This is a genomic window from Ochrobactrum sp. BTU1 (genome assembly GCA_018798825.1).
Classification (GTDB): domain Bacteria; phylum Pseudomonadota; class Alphaproteobacteria; order Rhizobiales; family Rhizobiaceae; genus Brucella.
Window position 1 is genome coordinate 309,039 of sequence record CP076357.1, and the last position, 15,945, is coordinate 324,983.

Here is a 15,945-nt window from a genome sequence, read left to right on the forward strand (position 1 = left end):
CGAAGCAGATTGTTTCGTATCTGGCCAGAGCTTTGGCAGAGAGTTGCGCGAACCGTGATGTTTGGCGCGCTTTCACGACCCGTTATATGATTATTTGTGGTCGGTCAGGAGTGTCCCGCGGCATAAGATGCGGCTAAAGCGCGGCAGGAAAGTGTAAACGCGTCGCATTTGTATGTTGGTCGGGAGGAACTGCTGTGCGCGTCAATCTAATTTGAAGACAAGAAGAACCTTGCCGGATAGAGACAGGATGACCACTTCGCAAATCACATTTGAAACGATGACGCCGGATCATCTTGATGGCGCCGTTGTATTGTCGAAACAGGCAGGTTGGCCGCATCGGCGAGATGATTGGGCATTGGTGCTCGCGTTAAGTAAAGGCGTCGTTGCTCTTGAGGACGGGGCTGTTGTTGGTACCGCTATGGCGACGCCATTGGGTGATGATATTGCAACCATCAACATGGTAATTGTTGACGAAACTATGCGCGGGCGTGGCGTTGGTCGCAAGTTAATGCAGGCGGCACTTGATGCTGCTACCGGACGCACCTGCCTGCTTGTTGCTACGCAGGATGGTCTGCCCCTCTATGAAAAGCTTGGTTTTGTCGCAAATGGTGAAATAATACAGCATCAGGGCGTGGTTGCAGAGGTTGAAGCTCCACAAAATGTGGATTGGGCGAGTGCTTGCGATTTGCCCCAGTTGGTTTCGCTGGATCATCATGCCACTGGCCATGATAGGGGCGCGCTTATGCAGCTTCTTAATGAGGCTGCGTCTTTTGCTGTTATTCGGAATGGCGAACAGATTATGGCATTTGCGGGTATTCGTGAGTTTGGTCGGGGACAAGTCATTGGTCCGGTCGTCGCAAAAACCGATAATGATGCACGCTCATTGATTGATTTTCTGCTCGCGCAGAATTCCGGCAAGTTTATTCGTGTTGATGCAAACCTCACAACGAATTTGGGCAACTGGCTCACAGAACGTGGGCTCGTCCATGTTGGGGGCGGGATCACGATGCGCCGCGCCCTGCATCTTAAAGTAGAACGACGCGATAGCGAGTATCGCACATATGCGCTTGTAAATCAGGCTTTAGGTTGATCTGGAGAATAAAATGCTGAGCAATTCGCTGATCGAACTTGATCGCGCCCATCTGGTGCATCCGGTTTCATCGTTCCGCAGTCACGAAGCGGCGGGTGTTCGTGTGTTAAAGTCGGGCAAAGGCGCGACTGTCACTGACGCAAGCGGCCATAAACTGCTTGACGGGTTTGCAGGTCTTTGGTGTGTAAACGTAGGCTACGGCCAGAACAGTATCGTTGAGGCGGCTACCAAGCAGTTGCAGGAACTCCCATACGCGACTGGGTATTTCGGCTTGGGTTCAGAGCCCGCCATCCGCCTCGCCGCCGAACTCGCAGACCGCGCCCCAGGCGACCTTAATCACGTTTATTTCACGCTGGGCGGCTCCGATGCGATTGACAGTACGATCCGGTTCATTCGCTATTATTATCATGCCAAAGGTACACCACAGAAGGATCAGTTCATTTCGGTCGAATATGGCTATCATGGCTCTTCGACCGCAGGTTCCGGTTTGACAGCACTACCGGCATTTCATGCGGGCTTTGGTGTGCCTTATGACTGGCAGCATAAAATTCCATCACATTATGCTTATCGCAATCCGGTGGGTTCGGATCCGCAATTAATCATCGATGCGTCGGTTGCAGCGCTTCGCGGGAAGATTGAAGAACTCGGGGCAGAACGTGTCGCTGCATTCTACGTCGAACCTATTCAGGGTTCTGGCGGGGTGCTTGTTCCGCCGGCGGGTTGGCTCAAGGCAATGCATGCGCTCTGTAAGGAGTATGACGTACTGTTCATCGCCGATGAAGTGATCACCGGCTTCGGACGCACGGGCCCTCTGTTTGCTTGTGCTGAGGATGATGTTGTACCGGATTTCATCACGACTGCCAAAGGTCTGACATCGGGCTATGTGCCGATGGGTGCTGTGTTCATGTCTGATCATGTCTACAACACGATTGCCGATGGCGCAGGCAAGTCGGCGGTTGGCCACGGCTATACCTATTCTGCACATCCCGTTAGTGCGGCAGTTGGCCTAGAATGCCTACGGCTTTATGAAAATGGGCTGCTCGAAAATGGCCGCAAGGCTGGAAAGCGTCTTATGGCGGGACTGCAGTCGCTGGCTGACCATCCATTGGTTGGTGATGTCCGTGGACGCGGTATGTTGGCGGCGATTGAGCTGGTCGTTGACAAGGAAAACAAGACGCCGCTTCCAGCCGCTGCTGATCCTGCGCGCCGTATTTTCGACCGCGCCTGGGATAATGGTCTGGTAATCCGTGCGTTTGCAAATGGTGTTCTTGGCTATGCGCCACCTCTTTGTTGCACTGATGAAGATATAGACGCGATCATCGAGCGCACGCGCAAGACCCTCGATCAAACGTTGGCTGATGAGGATGTCCGTATCGCTATGAAAGGATGAATTTGACGAGCAGCAGCCCTGTTGCGCTTCGGAATTTCGTAAAGCTATGAGATTCGCAATATTATGCTGCTGCTCTTCATCAATTCAGCGCAATTTACGTGCTTCTCCGTAACACACTATCAAAGCTGCCAAAGGTGAGGACTAAAGGCAAATCCATCGGATTAATTGGGATATCGAAAATACCCTGCACCTATTGGGTTCATTCGCTCCCTCTACGTCTTGCTCGGCTCACATTGCAACGAGGTGTTGTTTACGACTGAATTTCTGAAACCACGGTGAAATCGGTGACTATAAACCGACGCACCTGACGCAATTTTACAAGGGGAACTGCCATGAGCGAGAAGATAACCAACTGGACTTCTTCCGACGATCGGATGATTGAAAATGCAATTCGCCGTGGGGCAACCCGACGCGAATTGTTGCAGATGATGCTTATGGGCGGCGTGGCTGCCGCAGCCGGCGCGACGGTTCTTGGCCGCGCGACAGCTGCATATGCTGCTACCCCAGTTAAGGGCGGTTTCATCAAGGCGGCTGGTTTTAGTGCATCCACCGCTGATACACTTGACCCTGCCAAAGCCTCCAACGCTACCGACTACGTGCGTTGCTGCGCATTCTATAACCGTTTGACCTTCCTGAATGGTCAGGGTGAGACCGAAATGGAATTGGCTGAGAGCGTCGAAAGTTCTGATGCCAAGGTCTGGACCGTCAAGCTTCGCAAAGGCGTGACGTTTCATGATGGCAAATCCCTGACGGCAGACGACATCGTTTTTTCGCTGAACCGTCATCTTGATCCAGCCGTTGGTTCGAAGGTAAATGCGATTGCCAAGCAGATTACCGGTGTCAAGAAAATCGATGACACGACGGCTGAGATTACGCTCGAAAATCCAAATGCCGATCTGCCAACGATTCTCGCGATGCATCATTTCATGATCGTCGCGAATGGAACTACGGATTTTTCCAAGGGCAATGGTACGGGACCATTCGTTTGCAAGGAATTCCAGCCGGGTGTCCGCTCGATCGCTGCTCGCAACGAGAGCTACTGGAAGAACAGCGGCCCACACCTCGACTCCTTTGAGTTCTTTGCAATCTCCGATGAAAGCGCGCGTATGAACGCCGTCTTATCGGGCGATATTCATCTTGGTGCCAATCTCAATCCGCGCTCGTTGCGCGTTCTAGAAAATAACCCAGCGGCAAAACTTTTCATTTCAAAGCTTGGCACTTACACGAACCTCAATGTTCGTCTTGATCTCACACCGGGTGATAAGGCTGGTGTTGCCGAGGCGCTAAAATATCTTACCAATCGTGAGGTTATTCAGAAATCGGTTCTTCGTGGTCTTGCGGAAATCGCAAACGATCATCCGGTTCCTACGACCAGTAAATATCACAACGCAGAACTCAAGCAGAGGGAATTTGATCCTGAGCGGGCAAAGTCACTGCTTGAAAAGGCCGGGATGCTCAATCAGGAAATTCGCATCACTGCCGCGGAAGCAGCATCTTCGTCGCTCGATTATGCGATGGTTCTTCAGCAGGCTGCATCGACTATCGGGCAGAAGATTACCATTGATAGGGTTCCGTCTGATGGTTATTGGTCGAACCACTGGCTGAAGGATCCAGTCCATTACGGCAACATTAATGCGCGTCCGACACCTGATATCTTGTTCTCGCTGCTCTATAAGACTGACGCCCCTTGGAATGAAAGCCAGTATAAATCGAATAAGTTCGACGCCATGTTGCTTGAGGCACGTGGTTCGCTGGACGAAGCAAAACGCAAGGAGATCTATGGCGAAATGCAGGCCATGGTATCCAACGAGGCTGGTACGGTCATTCCGGTATTCATGTCTAATGTTGACGTGATTTCGCCGAAACTGAATGGTCTTGAGCCAAATCCACTTGGCGGCATGATGGGGTATACCTTTGCCGAGCACGCTTGGCTGGAAGCCTGACCTTTGGTCATGTAATCCTGCTTTTGTGGTTTGGGCAAAACATTTGTTTTGCCCAAACTGGCTGTTTCACCCGAGAATGGGGCCGCGCATGACCATAAAGTCACCATTGTTGAACCTTGTTGCCAAGCGCCTTGTTGTTGCGGTCGTTACGCTTTTGATTGTTGCGTTTACGATCTTCTTTGCAACCGCGATGCTGCCTGGAGATGTGGCAGAGATCCTGCTTGGGCAGGCAGCAACCCCTGAAGCGGTTGCCGGACTTCGTCAGGCGATGAACCTCGACCAGCCGGCTTTTCTGCGCTTTTTGTATTGGCTTGGAAACTTGCTTCGCGGTGATCTTGGTGTCTCTTATGTCAATAATGTCCCGATTGCAGATTTGCTGGGCAACCGGCTGGTGAATTCGCTGAAGCTTGCCGGTGTGACGGCTGCGATCTCGGTACCGGTTGCCTTGTTTCTCGGCATTACGGCTGCAATCATGCGGGGTACGATTTACGATCGCCTTGTTTCGATTATTACGATTTCGGTTATTTCGGTGCCGGAATTCATGGTCGCAACCATCGCAGTGATTGTGTTTGCGGTTTATCTGGGCTGGCTTCCCGCTCTTTCGATGGCCAATGAGGTGACATCCTTTCTTGGGCTCCTCAAAGTCTTTGCCATGCCGGTCATCACCCTTAGTTTTGTGATTTCGGCGCAGATGATCCGCATGACACGAGCAGCGGTTCTTGAAACACTCAACACAGCCTATGTCGAGATGGCGCTTTTGAAGGGGCTTCACGCAGTCGGATGGTGATTGTGCATGCCTTGCCCAATGCACTTGGGCCCATTGTGAATGCGGTGGCTTTATCGCTGTCTTATTTGCTTGGCGGTGTGATTATCGTTGAAACCATCTTCAATTATCCTGGCATTGCCAAGCTGATGCTTGATGCTGTTGCAACGCGTGATCTGCCGCTTATTCAGACCTGTGCGATGATCTTTTGTTTTGGCTATCTTCTGCTCATCACCATAGCCGACCTTATTGCCATCGTTTCAAACCCGAGGCTGCGATAATCATGACCGCTTCTGTTTCAAGTCAGCGCAAGTCAAAATCTCCCCGCTTTGGTTATCGGGTTAATCTGGTTGGTACGGTTTCGTTCCTGATCATCCTGTGCTGGGCACTGGTCGCCATTGCGGCACCCTGGATCGCGCCGCATCCGGTTGGAGAGATTGTCGATTTTGATTTCTTTGGCCCTATAAGTTCCCAGTTTCCGCTGGGGACTGATTATCTGGGCCGCGATATGCTCTCGCGGATTATCTATGGCGCACGCTTTACCGTTGGCATCTCGCTTGCGGCGGTGTTTCTGGCCTGTTTCTTTGGTGTGACGCTTGGAATGAGCGCTGCAGTGATTGGCGGATGGTTTGATTCCGCCCTGAGCCGCTTTCTGGATGCGCTGACATCGATACCGAGCAAGATCCTTGCATTGGTTATTGTGGCTGGTGTGGGGTCTTCGATCCCGATCCTGATTATCACGATGGCAGTGATTTACACGCCGGGCAGTTATCGCTTTGCCCGTGCATTGGCGATCAACATCAACACCATGGATTATGTGACGGTTGCCCGCGCACGTGGGGAGAAGATTGGCTACCTTATTCGCTCTGAGATCTTGCCGGGCATTATCGGACCGGTTCTGGCTGATTTTGGTTTGCGGTTTGTGTTTATCGTTCTGCTGTTGTCGAGCATGTCCTTTCTTGGGCTTGGTGTTCAGCCACCCTTTGCTGACTGGGGCGCGTTGGTGAAAGAAAATATCGGTGGCCTCTCCTTTGCAGCGCCTGCCGTGGTGTTTCCTTCGATTGCCATTGCAAGCCTCACCATCAGCGTTAATCTGCTGATTGATAATCTTCCGCAAAAGATCCGCGACAGGAGTGAATGAATGCGTAATCTTGTCGAGATCAAAAACCTTCGTGTGGATGCAAGGACCGATGCAGGACGCACGGTTGAGATCATCCGTGATGTCAGTTTTGAGATTGCAGAAGGGGAGATTGTTGCCCTTATTGGCGAGAGTGGTTCTGGAAAGACGACGATTGCGCTCACATTGATGGGTTACACGCGTCCGGGTTGTCGCATAACGAGCGGCACAATAGCGCTTGCAGGGCAGGACATTGTCACGCTTTCGGAGGGCAAACGGGCAGCCAAGCGTGGGACGGAAGTGTCTTATGTTCCGCAAAGTGCTGCAGCCTCGTTTAACCCCGCCCACCGCATCATGGATCAGGTCATTGAGGTGACGAAGATCCACAAGCTGATGTCGAAGGAGGAGGCACGCAAGAAGGCTGTTGAACTGTTCAAGGCGCTTGCCTTGCCCCATGCTGAAACGATTGGCGATCGCTATCCGCATCAGGTGTCGGGCGGGCAATTACAGCGGCTTTCCGCAGCCATGGCGCTTATTGGCGGCCCCAAGCTTGTGATTTTTGATGAGCCGACGACGGCCCTTGATGTCACGACACAGATTGAAGTGTTGCGTGCGTTCAAATCGGTGATGAAGAAGCAGCATATTGCCGGTGTTTATGTCTCCCACGATCTTGCGGTTGTGGCTCAGATTGCAGATCGGATTGTGGTGCTTAAGGGTGGGGAAATCCAGGAAATGGGTTCCACACAAGATATTCTGCATAATCCGCAGCATCCTTATACGAAGGAACTGCTGGCAGCCTTTGAGCCTGTCGCTCATGCGCGTGCAACAATGGATGAGCAGGAGAGGCAAAGCCCCGCGCCACTTTTGAAGGTCGAGAATATCCTTGCCGGCTATGGTGTGGTGGGAACCGGTGGTGAACCGGCGATGATTGCGGTCGACAATGTCAGTCTTGAACTCTCCCGCGGGCAAAACCTAGGGATTATTGGTGAATCGGGTTGTGGCAAGTCCACGCTTGCGCGGGTGATTGCGGGTATCTTGCCTGCGGCGCGGGGCAAAATACGCTTCGATGGCGAGGACATGCCAAGCGATCTGCGTTATCGTAGTCGCGAGCAATTGCGCCAATTGCAGATTGTCTTTCAATTTGCTGATACCGCACTTAATCCGGCCAAATCGATTGGGGACATTCTCTCCCGCCCATTGAGCTTTTATCACGGTATGGACGGCAAAAGCCGGGAAGCACGGGTCGACGAACTGCTTGATATGGTGCGGATCCCGCGCACTATGCGCTATCGCAGGCCTGGTGAATTATCCGGTGGTCAAAAGCAGCGCATCAATCTTGCCCGGGCTTTGGCCGCCAATCCCAAGATGATCATCTGCGATGAAATCACTTCGGCGCTCGATACCGTCGTTGCTGCGGCCATCCTTGATCTGTTGAAGGAACTCCAGCGCGAACTGTCGCTTTCCTATCTGTTTATCAGTCACGACCTTTCCACCGTTCGCGCGATCTGTGACGAAGTGATCGTGATGTATGGGGGCAAGAAAGTCGAGCAGCTGCGTCCCGACATGATGGGAGGCGAGGCGAGCCATCCTTATTCAAGGCTGCTGTTCTCGTCCGTCCCAAAACTCGATACCAACTGGCTCGATAACCTCAAACAGGAGCCGGTGCTGTTCAAAGAGTTTAACGGGGATTGATCCAGTAGTCGCAATTTCTATTCGGTGAACATTATATCGAGCGGGAGATGAGCTTTCACGATTGGTGATTTTAGCACGACGAAGCTGAAATATTTATCGATACCGACGTCCATATCGATCAATCGCTCCATGATCGTCTGGTATTCGACAATGCCCGCGGTTACGAACTTCATAAGATAATCATATCCACCGGAGACCAGGTGGCACTCTATCACGGAATCGATCTTTTCTACCGTTGAAAGGAAACGCGCGAAATCAATCTGGCGGTGGTTCTTGAGCGTTATTTCGGTAAATACGGTCAACGTCTGGCCCAATTTTGAGACGTTGATTTGTGCTGAATATCCAGTGATATAGCCCTCAGACTGAAGCTTCTTTACACGCATCAAACATGGGCTTGGCGATAGATTGACGAGTTCAGCAAGTTCGACATTGGTAATCCGCCCATTCTTTTGCATTTCGGATAGAATTTTAATGTCGATCTTATCAAGTTTCATAGCAGAACCACTTATTCGGTATATTGATCTGGGAATATTATCTTTTTCTCCGAAAGCTGCAATCGGAGCTTTTGCGGAATGCATCATTCAGTGATGAGACATTGCTTAGAGATATTTGGCGCAATAATCGCCTGCTGAACCGCCAGCAAACCATAGGAAATTCTGTGTAAATGCAAACTCCAACCTGCGTGTGGCGCGCGGGCGCTTTAAGATAGTCCAAACACTGGAGCCTGCCGATGTCCGCACCGCTAATGCATATTGAATCCAGCCCGACCTTGCCGAAAGAGGCTGACGTTGTCGTTATAGGCGGCGGCGTGGTAGGCGTGTTCACAGCTTACTACCTTGCCCGTGCTGGGGTGAAGGTAGCTTTGCTCGAAAAAGGACGGGTCGCTGCTGAGCAATCGAGCCGAAATTGGGGTTGGTGTCGGCAACAAAATCGAGATGCGCGGGAACTGCCAATGGCGACTAAAAGCCTGGAGTTGTGGGACAAGCTTGCGGAAGAAACAGGCGAAGATGCAGGGTTTCGACGCTGCGGGCTTCTTTACCTTTCCCAGGACGAGGCGGAAATTTCTGGTTGGGCACGATGGAGGGATTTTGCCGCGTCAGTTGGTGTGACCACGCATATGCTCAGTGGCTCAGAAGCATCTGAACGGGGTAAGGCGACCGGGCAGACGTGGCGAGGTGGCGTTTTCTCTCCTACCGATGGTGTTGCCGATCCTTCCCGTGCTGTTCCCATTGTCGCGAAGGCGATAATAGCGGCTGGTGGATCCGTGCATCAGCATTGTGCGGCACGCGGTCTGGAACTTAGCGGCGGTCGGGTCAGTGCTGTCGTTACCGAAGCTGGAACTATTCATACAAAAACAGTGGTAATGGCCGGTGGTGCCTGGGCATCTTCGTTTTGCCATCAACTCGGTGTTCGTTTCCCGCAAGCTGCTGTTCGTGCTTCGATCTTATCCGTTTCACCGGGTGCGGTCGGCTTGCCAAATGCCTTGCACACTTCGCAAGTCTCACTGACACGCCGTTTTGACGGTGGCTACACCCTTGCGATTAGCGGACGCGCGCGCGTAGACACAACACCGCAGCAACTTCGTTTCAGTCGTGAATTTGTCCCGATGTTTGCGCGACGCTGGCGCAGTCTTGCGCCCGGCGGCTTCCAGGGATGGCGTGCAGGACACGAGACATTAAAGAAATGGCGGTTGGACGAAATCACTCCGATGGAGAGAAACCGCATTCTCAATCCTAAACCAGATGACAATCAGATCGAGCTTACGTACCGCAGGGCTTGTGAGCTCTTACCGGAGCTGTCGAAAATACTGATTGCTAATCGTTGGGCGGGATATATCGACAGCACGCCGGATGGTGTCCCCGCAATTGGTGAGATCGACAGCATTCCCGGGTTCATTCTCGCAGCCGGGTTCAGCGGTCATGGTTTTGGTATAGGCCCCGGCGCCGGTCATATGATTGCTGATATCATTATCGGGCGCCAACCCATTGTCGAACCAAGCCCTTACCATCCAGCTCGTCTGAGCCGCAGCGTTTGGGGAAAAGTTGCTGACTTCTAGTTGATTGCAAACGCGTTCAGGCCAATCTCTACTAAGATTGATGACGCGGAACCGGTATTCTTGGCACTTAGACTTGTGCAGTGACTAGAAATTGCGCGGGAGAATGAAGAAGTGCTTACCACATTACTTCTATCGGCACTTTCGAGAATGCCAATAGAGGAGCTTCATCTGCCATTGACCGATGAACCAAAACTTGGTCGCATCGCCACGGCCTTGGCTGCCGACCCTTCGGATCGCAGTACAATACAGCAATGGGCAGCGCGTATGGCAATGAGTGAAAATTCGCTCGCCCGGTTGGTTCAGCATGAGACTGGCCTTACATTTGGACGCTGGCGTCAACAATTGCAACTAATTGTGGCATTGAGGATCTTAGCGTCAGGTGCATCCGTGCAACAAGTGTCGGGGACCTTGGCTATGAGTCGGTTTCTGCCTTCATAACGATGTTCAAGAAGGCATTGGGTACAACGCCCTCTAAGTATTTCAGCCATCTTGACCAGCGACATGGTTAAATTCCTGCACTAGTCGCCAATCAATTCATGGCTTTCGAGGCAACAGCATAGTTTCAGCGCGGCGTTTTGCTTCGCTGCACGGCTCGGTGAGGTGATCTTGATGTGATGCTATTTCTTCAACGATCTTGGCGATTGCAACTCCTGGGGGAGGTTAGCGTTACGCCCGTTCTCTTGTGTCAGCGATTTATGTAGAGCGCGCTTGGAAATCCCTGCATATGTTGCGGCTGAAACTGAGACCAACTTCTGTGTAGAGTACCCAAAGGTGTCGACTGATGTTCCATTACTCGGAAGAACCCAATGCTTTACTGTGCGCGGGGTTAGACAAGAAGAATATACGGCCATAGATCTCGGTCGACACATGGGGGATGTTGATCTAAAAAGAGTCGACTACCTTTTTGTTCGAGGGGACCATGAACATTTCATCACCAAATACCGTCGGTGTTCGACCGAAGGTATATATTGCAGTGCTATTGGTCTTGGGCCTCACACATCTGTTGAACGATTTGATGCAGTCATTGATTGCTGCCTCTTATCCAATAATCAAAGATGCTTATTCCCTTGATTTTGTTCAGATTGGCATGATTACGCTGACGTTCCAGATAGCGGGGTCTTTACTTCAGCCCGTGATTGGAATGATCACCGACAAAAGGCCCGCTCCGTATTCGCCTGTTATAGGCATGATTTTTACCCTGACTGGGCTTGTAAGCTTAGCGTTTGCGCATGGGTATGCAGTTATTCTTGTTTCGGTTGCATTAATTGGCATCGGATCGTCAATTTTTCACCCAGAAGCTACACGTATGGCTCGTTACGCTGCTGGCGGACGTCAGGGTTTAGCGCAAGGCATTTTTCAGGTTGGAGGACAAGCAGGTGGCGCGCTTGGACCTGTTCTTGCGGCCTTAATCATTGTTCCGTGGGGACAGCCGAGCCTTGCCGCGTTTTCGGTCGTTGCATTGCTTGCAATGACGCTGCTTTGCTGGATCGGCAGCAAGCAGAGCGAAATTCGCGCCGCATTCACCGCGATTGGGACAAACGGAAAAGCCGGTGGTTCGTCACCACACTACCCGGTTGCGACAATAGCGACAGGGCTGATCGTTCTGACTTTTCTTATGTTTACGAAGAACGCTTATGGAGAAAGCTTCCGCTCTTTCTATACGTTCTATCTGATGGAAAAGTTTGGGCTTTCCATTCCCGCGTCTCAGATGATGTTGTTTATCTTTTTGATCTCTTCAGCGGCAGGCGCCTTAATTGGTGGAATTGTGGGAGATCGCATTGGTCGTTACAGAATTATATGGATTTCAGTACTGGGGCCGTTGCCCCTTACACTGCTGCTTCCCTATGTCGATCTTTACTGGACCGGAATCCTAACAGTTTTTATAAATCTTATCATGGCGAGCGCATTCGCATCGATCCTCATTTATGCGATGGAACTGATGCCGAACCGCATTGGACTGATCGGCGGTTTGTTTTATGGTTTGAATTTCGGTCTTGGTGGGATAGCAGCTGCACTCCTCGGAATGCTAGCAGATAAATATGGTGTCGAAACCGTATATATGTTGTGTTCTTACCTGCCGGTTTTCGGACTGTTCGCGTGGTTCTTGCCAAGAATCCAAGACAGAACTGAAATAAAGTGATCGCCCTGCGGGCGGTCACTTCTGTTTATTTCCAAGAAACGAGCGATTGCAGGCCCTTTGCGGTGCGTTCGCCGCATCTCCAAGTGTTATGTCTTGGTGCCTTAGAGAATTGAATAGATTTGCCGCTTCTTGATGAGTGTTGTAATCATACAATAAAACGAATAGCGCGTTGAATCTCGAAGAAACTTCGAGCTTCATAACGTAACGTTCGAGGAGCCGGACATGAAACGCCAGGATACCAACTTCCCATGAAGGCATCGATCGGATTGGTGTACTCCACAATCAATTCATACTGCTCCGCAAGGGCAGGAAAAGATTTCGAAAAATCGCGAGATAGCGCATCTTCCACGCGTTCCCTGATAGCAATAACTGATGCTTGCGGCGACAAAGAGGACGTAGCAGGTCCATATCCTTGGCTTGTTGCGACAGTCATAACGCCGGGTACAAAATGCTCAGCTTCCTCACACATGCCACTGTCACCGGATAGAAATGCCGACGCCACCCCATAGTTTGCAGCACATAGGGAATTCAAGGTGAATTCAGATGCGACTTCTCCGTTGATCAGCATTCTTGACACTGTACCGGTCAGTGTGTGTGCCAAAGGGTTCGTGTCGGTACCTGCCTTGTTGTGATAGCCGGTGTAGAGAGCTGCATTAAAAGTTTCGTTGATCCCGAACATCATTGCATCGGGATGCCCACTCCATCCGCGGACGACCCGGACATAGGCGGGAAGCTTACTGAGGATCAAGTTGCGTGCCGTCGAATGGGCGTCTTTAACGACGATCTCAGTAGCGCCGGCGGCGCGAGCGCCCTCACAAGCAGCTACCAGTTCATCCGTCATATATTCCCGGAATTCCTCATAGTCTGCATGCCCTTTTCGCGCCTCGTCCCAATTTGTGATGCCGGCTGTGCCTTCGATATCAGCACTGATGAATATTTTCATGATTTGTATCCTTGCTTCATAAAACCGAACGCATCTGGGAAAGCAGATTGTCGATCTGATGTGTTGTGTGTTGGGAGAAAACAGCTAATCGGAGGGTAGGTGCGTCTGGTGCGTCGGAATAGCCGCGAGGCGGCGTAATTTTGACAATGATGTCCCTCCGCGCGAGCTCACTCCTTAGATGCTCCATATCGAAGTCCCCACGGACTGAAATTATCGGAACAGGACTTTCGTCGATTGCAAAACCAAGCTGACGCAGGCCGTGTCGTATGTGCCGCACATTACGAGCCAGGTTTGCCCGCATAATCGGCTGCGTTTCCAAAATCTGCATGGCGGCGATTGCTGCCGCGGCGGCACTGGGCGGAGGAAGCGATGCACCGCGCAAGATCATGGCCTTCTCTCGAACTTTCTGGGCAACAGAATTATCTACAGGTAGAAAACCGCCAAGTGATCCAAAAGCTTTGCTCAGTGTCCCGGCAACATAGTTCCCGCGTTGTCCAAGTTCCGCAATTTGGAGCGATCCTTGCCCTGTCGGGCCGAGTACACCGACGCCGTGCGAGTCATCTACGAAGAGAAGACAATCACCATAAGCGTTCATCACATGCCTATACTCAGACAGTGGCGCGAGTGCACCTGATGAAGGAAACACACCATCGGTGGCGATAAGTGCTCTCTGGCCTTTCTTCAGATTTCGCGAGAGGGTCAATTCCAGGCTTTCTGGATCCAGGTGGCGAAATCGGAATATTGGTTTTACGAGTGCTGCCAATGCATCACGGGTGCTGTAGTGTGTTCCTTCATCTACGAAAACCACATCGAAGTCGTCACGCAACCCTTGCAGGAGCGCCGCGGGTGCGGAATACCCGGAGATGAGGGTGACGACATCGTCTGTTGCAAACCACTTACGCAATCGTTGATGCAAGTCCTCATAGACCGGCATTCGCGCAAGGGTTCCAGCCCCAAGGCCATATTGTCGAGTAGCCTCGCAGGCGGCGTTAATCACATCCTGGTGGCCATGGAGGCAAAAATAGCTAGTCCCGCAGAAATAGTCTACCGAACGACCACCAATTTGCATCCTCGCCCCCAAAGGCGATTCCATTGTCAAAGATATTGGCATCTGCGGTTGCCGATCTTCAGGCTGCTTGCCGATTTGTGTCCCGGCGCTCAAGGAACATCGGACCTACGCGTATTCCCTGCCGCCCATTCTCGTCGGTTGCGCCGAGTTCAAGAATTTCTTCTTCATATAAGAGGCCGCGCATACGAAACCGACCGCTATCGACCGGCTCGCATGTATGTGTACAGAAGTACTCGATCAGACATTTGAGCTGGCCGTGGCTATAAGTTAAATATGTGATGTTGAAATCTGGTCCATATTCTCCGAGGTGAGCTGCAATTTCGTTAGGGATTTGTTCGGTGGGCAGGCTCTCCACCCTGATCCAACTTTGTCCCTTCCAGCTCAAATTGTCTGATGTGTCGAAAGAAAGTTCCATATGCGGGTAGTCGGCGCCACGTCCGTAAATTCGACCATCAACGATGAAGCCCGTACCAGATGTCGGGCGAATTTGAAGCGGAACACCTTCTCCCATTAAATAGAGTTTTCCTGCTTTTTGCTTGACCTCAACCACTTCTCCACTTTCGACATGTTGAAAGTGTCCAGGAAGGCTATTGAGCTGCTGATCTGAGATGACGGGAGGGATCTTCGGCCCGCCGGGCTGCTTTCCCATTTTCATTTCAGAAAGCGCCAGTCGAAGCCCATCATTCGCCAAACGTGAGGAGATTTGGTTGGCAAAATCAAGCGTTGCAAAAATAAGTGCGCCAACACCCGATCCTGGAAGTAACGTCATTTGTGATGCATAACCGTAAACCGCACCTCCATGTCCAACTGATGTCCAGCCATCCATGTCGCCGACGCCGAAACAAAGTCCATATCCATTCAATGTTTTGTCGTGGTTGCTGGGACGTTTTCCAATCGGCGTCCACATTTCTCGTAAGGATGCAGGGCTTATGATAGAGCGTCCGTCTTCTGCAAAGCCGCCTCTCAAAAGACACTGCGCATAATGGGCCATGTCGTGATTTGTCGAGAAAATATTGCCCGCCGGAGATCCACCCAGACTAAAGACCGGTGCAGGGCTGTCGCCTTCAAGGGTCCACATTGCCGCTGGTGCCAACCGCTCGCGAATTCCTTCTGCCATTCCAGAGGAGGTTTCTTTCATATTGAGAGGAGCGAGGATGTTTTCTGTGATATAGTCTGCGTAGCTTTTACGTGACACCTTTTCAATCACCAGGCCAACGACGGCGATGCCTGCATTCGAATAATGCATGGTACCCGCGCTCGGATCCTGCTTGAGAGTTGACGTTGCTAACTCAGCCACAGTGTCCGCCAGCGGTGGCTTCTGGGAATCTAGGTAATGTCCACTTTTTGGTTCACGGACGATGCCAGCCGTGTGGCTCATCAGCTTGCGCAGGCTAACATGCGAACCATATGGGCCGCTTTCGCGTCCAACGAACGGATTAACAGGTTGAAAGCCCGGAATATATTCTGAAACGTCAACGTCGAGATCCACCAACCCCTTCTCCACGAGCTGCATGATTGCCACAGCTGTGAATGTTTTGGTTATCGAGCCAATACGAAAGCAAGTACGATTATTCATGTCGAAGCGACTATCGGGGTGTTGAACGTGACCCTGTGCCAACAATCCCGCACGATCGACTAAGGCGTAGGAAATCGACGGTATCGCTTTGTCTATCACCTCGTGACGGATGAGGCTCTCAAACAGGCTGATCGACGAACTTGAAAGCGTAAACACAGCAATCCTC

General features: G+C 51.6%; 11 protein-coding genes and 2 pseudogenes. 9 read left to right on the top strand and 4 right to left on the bottom strand.

The annotated features are described in order from the left end of the window. Window positions 1–247 precede the first annotated feature (247 nt). From KMS41_25055 to KMS41_25080, 6 genes and pseudogenes are all read left to right on the top strand, one after another. Window positions 248–1,090, top strand: coding sequence for a GNAT family N-acetyltransferase (locus KMS41_25055; protein QWK81748.1), 843 nt, complete (start codon window positions 248–250; stop codon window positions 1,088–1,090). Window positions 1,091–1,103: 13 nt separating this feature from the next. Next, on the top strand, window positions 1,104–2,480 hold the full coding sequence (locus KMS41_25060) for an aspartate aminotransferase family protein (protein QWK81749.1): 1,377 nt from the start codon (window positions 1,104–1,106) through the stop codon (window positions 2,478–2,480). 332 nt (window positions 2,481–2,812) lie between these two features. Next, a complete protein-coding gene (locus KMS41_25065; GenBank protein QWK81750.1) occupies window positions 2,813–4,423 on the top strand; it encodes an ABC transporter substrate-binding protein in 1,611 nt (536 codons plus the stop codon). Window positions 4,424–4,517: 94 nt separating this feature from the next. Beyond that, window positions 4,518–5,467: pseudogene (locus KMS41_25070) on the top strand (ABC transporter permease). Then, entirely contained in the window at window positions 5,464–6,327 is an 864-nt protein-coding gene (locus KMS41_25075) for an ABC transporter permease (protein QWK81858.1), read from the top strand. Before KMS41_25070 ends, KMS41_25075 begins: the two are co-directional and overlap by 4 nt. After that, window positions 6,328–7,995, top strand: a complete 1,668-nt coding sequence (locus KMS41_25080) for an ABC transporter ATP-binding protein (GenBank protein ID QWK81751.1) — start codon at window positions 6,328–6,330, stop codon at window positions 7,993–7,995. Window positions 7,996–8,012: 17 nt separating this feature from the next. Here the strand turns inward: KMS41_25080 and KMS41_25085 are convergent, their stop codons facing one another. After that, window positions 8,013–8,489 carry an Lrp/AsnC family transcriptional regulator gene (locus KMS41_25085; GenBank protein ID QWK81752.1) on the bottom strand — a complete coding sequence of 159 codons (477 nt, stop codon included), beginning with the start codon at window positions 8,487–8,489 and terminating at the stop codon, window positions 8,013–8,015. A 236-nt stretch (window positions 8,490–8,725) separates the two neighbouring features. Here KMS41_25085 and KMS41_25090 point away from each other — a divergent pair, with 236 nt between their 5' ends. The 3 genes and pseudogenes from KMS41_25090 to KMS41_25100 all read left to right on the top strand — a co-directional run bounded on the left by KMS41_25090 (window position 8,726) and on the right by KMS41_25100 (window position 12,191). Beyond that, window positions 8,726–10,051 carry an FAD-binding oxidoreductase gene (locus tag KMS41_25090; GenBank protein QWK81753.1) on the top strand — a complete coding sequence of 442 codons (1,326 nt, stop codon included), beginning with the start codon at window positions 8,726–8,728 and terminating at the stop codon, window positions 10,049–10,051. Between the two features lie 90 nt (window positions 10,052–10,141). After that, window positions 10,142–10,560 (top strand): annotated as a pseudogene (locus KMS41_25095) (AraC family transcriptional regulator). A gap of 410 nt (window positions 10,561–10,970) precedes the next feature. Beyond that, the gene (locus KMS41_25100; protein QWK81754.1) at window positions 10,971–12,191 is read left to right on the top strand and encodes an MFS transporter; all 1,221 of its coding nucleotides are present in this window, start codon (window positions 10,971–10,973) and stop codon (window positions 12,189–12,191) included. A gap of 145 nt (window positions 12,192–12,336) precedes the next feature. On the opposite strand, the gene KMS41_25105 is transcribed toward KMS41_25100, so the two are convergent. Genes KMS41_25105 through KMS41_25115 form a run of 3 tightly spaced genes read right to left on the bottom strand, consistent with a single transcriptional unit; the run spans window position 12,337 to window position 15,935 of the window. After that, entirely contained in the window at window positions 12,337–13,134 is a 798-nt protein-coding gene (locus KMS41_25105; GenBank protein QWK81755.1) for a M55 family metallopeptidase, read from the bottom strand. Window positions 13,135–13,150: 16 nt separating this feature from the next. Continuing rightward, window positions 13,151–14,245: a pyridoxal phosphate-dependent aminotransferase family protein gene (locus KMS41_25110; GenBank protein ID QWK81756.1), complete on the bottom strand. Its 1,095-nt coding sequence runs from the start codon at window positions 14,243–14,245 to the stop codon at window positions 13,151–13,153. Between the two features lie 16 nt (window positions 14,246–14,261). Next, window positions 14,262–15,935, bottom strand: a complete 1,674-nt coding sequence (locus tag KMS41_25115) for a beta-lactamase family protein (protein ID QWK81757.1) — start codon at window positions 15,933–15,935, stop codon at window positions 14,262–14,264. Window positions 15,936–15,945 lie beyond the last annotated feature (10 nt).

Coding starts and splice junctions, on each gene's coding strand:
- KMS41_25055 (QWK81748.1), top strand. CDS start 248: ATGACCACTTCGCAAATCACATTTGAAACGATGACGCCGGATCATCTT.
- KMS41_25085 (QWK81752.1), bottom strand. CDS start 8,489: ATGAAACTTGATAAGATCGACATTAAAATTCTATCCGAAATGCAAAAG.
- KMS41_25110 (QWK81756.1), bottom strand. CDS start 14,245: ATGCCAATATCTTTGACAATGGAATCGCCTTTGGGGGCGAGGATGCAA.
- KMS41_25065 (QWK81750.1), top strand. CDS start 2,813: ATGAGCGAGAAGATAACCAACTGGACTTCTTCCGACGATCGGATGATT.
- KMS41_25105 (QWK81755.1), bottom strand. CDS start 13,134: ATGAAAATATTCATCAGTGCTGATATCGAAGGCACAGCCGGCATCACA.
- KMS41_25080 (QWK81751.1), top strand. CDS start 6,328: ATGCGTAATCTTGTCGAGATCAAAAACCTTCGTGTGGATGCAAGGACC.
- KMS41_25100 (QWK81754.1), top strand. CDS start 10,971: ATGAACATTTCATCACCAAATACCGTCGGTGTTCGACCGAAGGTATAT.
- KMS41_25060 (QWK81749.1), top strand. CDS start 1,104: ATGCTGAGCAATTCGCTGATCGAACTTGATCGCGCCCATCTGGTGCAT.
- KMS41_25090 (QWK81753.1), top strand. CDS start 8,726: ATGTCCGCACCGCTAATGCATATTGAATCCAGCCCGACCTTGCCGAAA.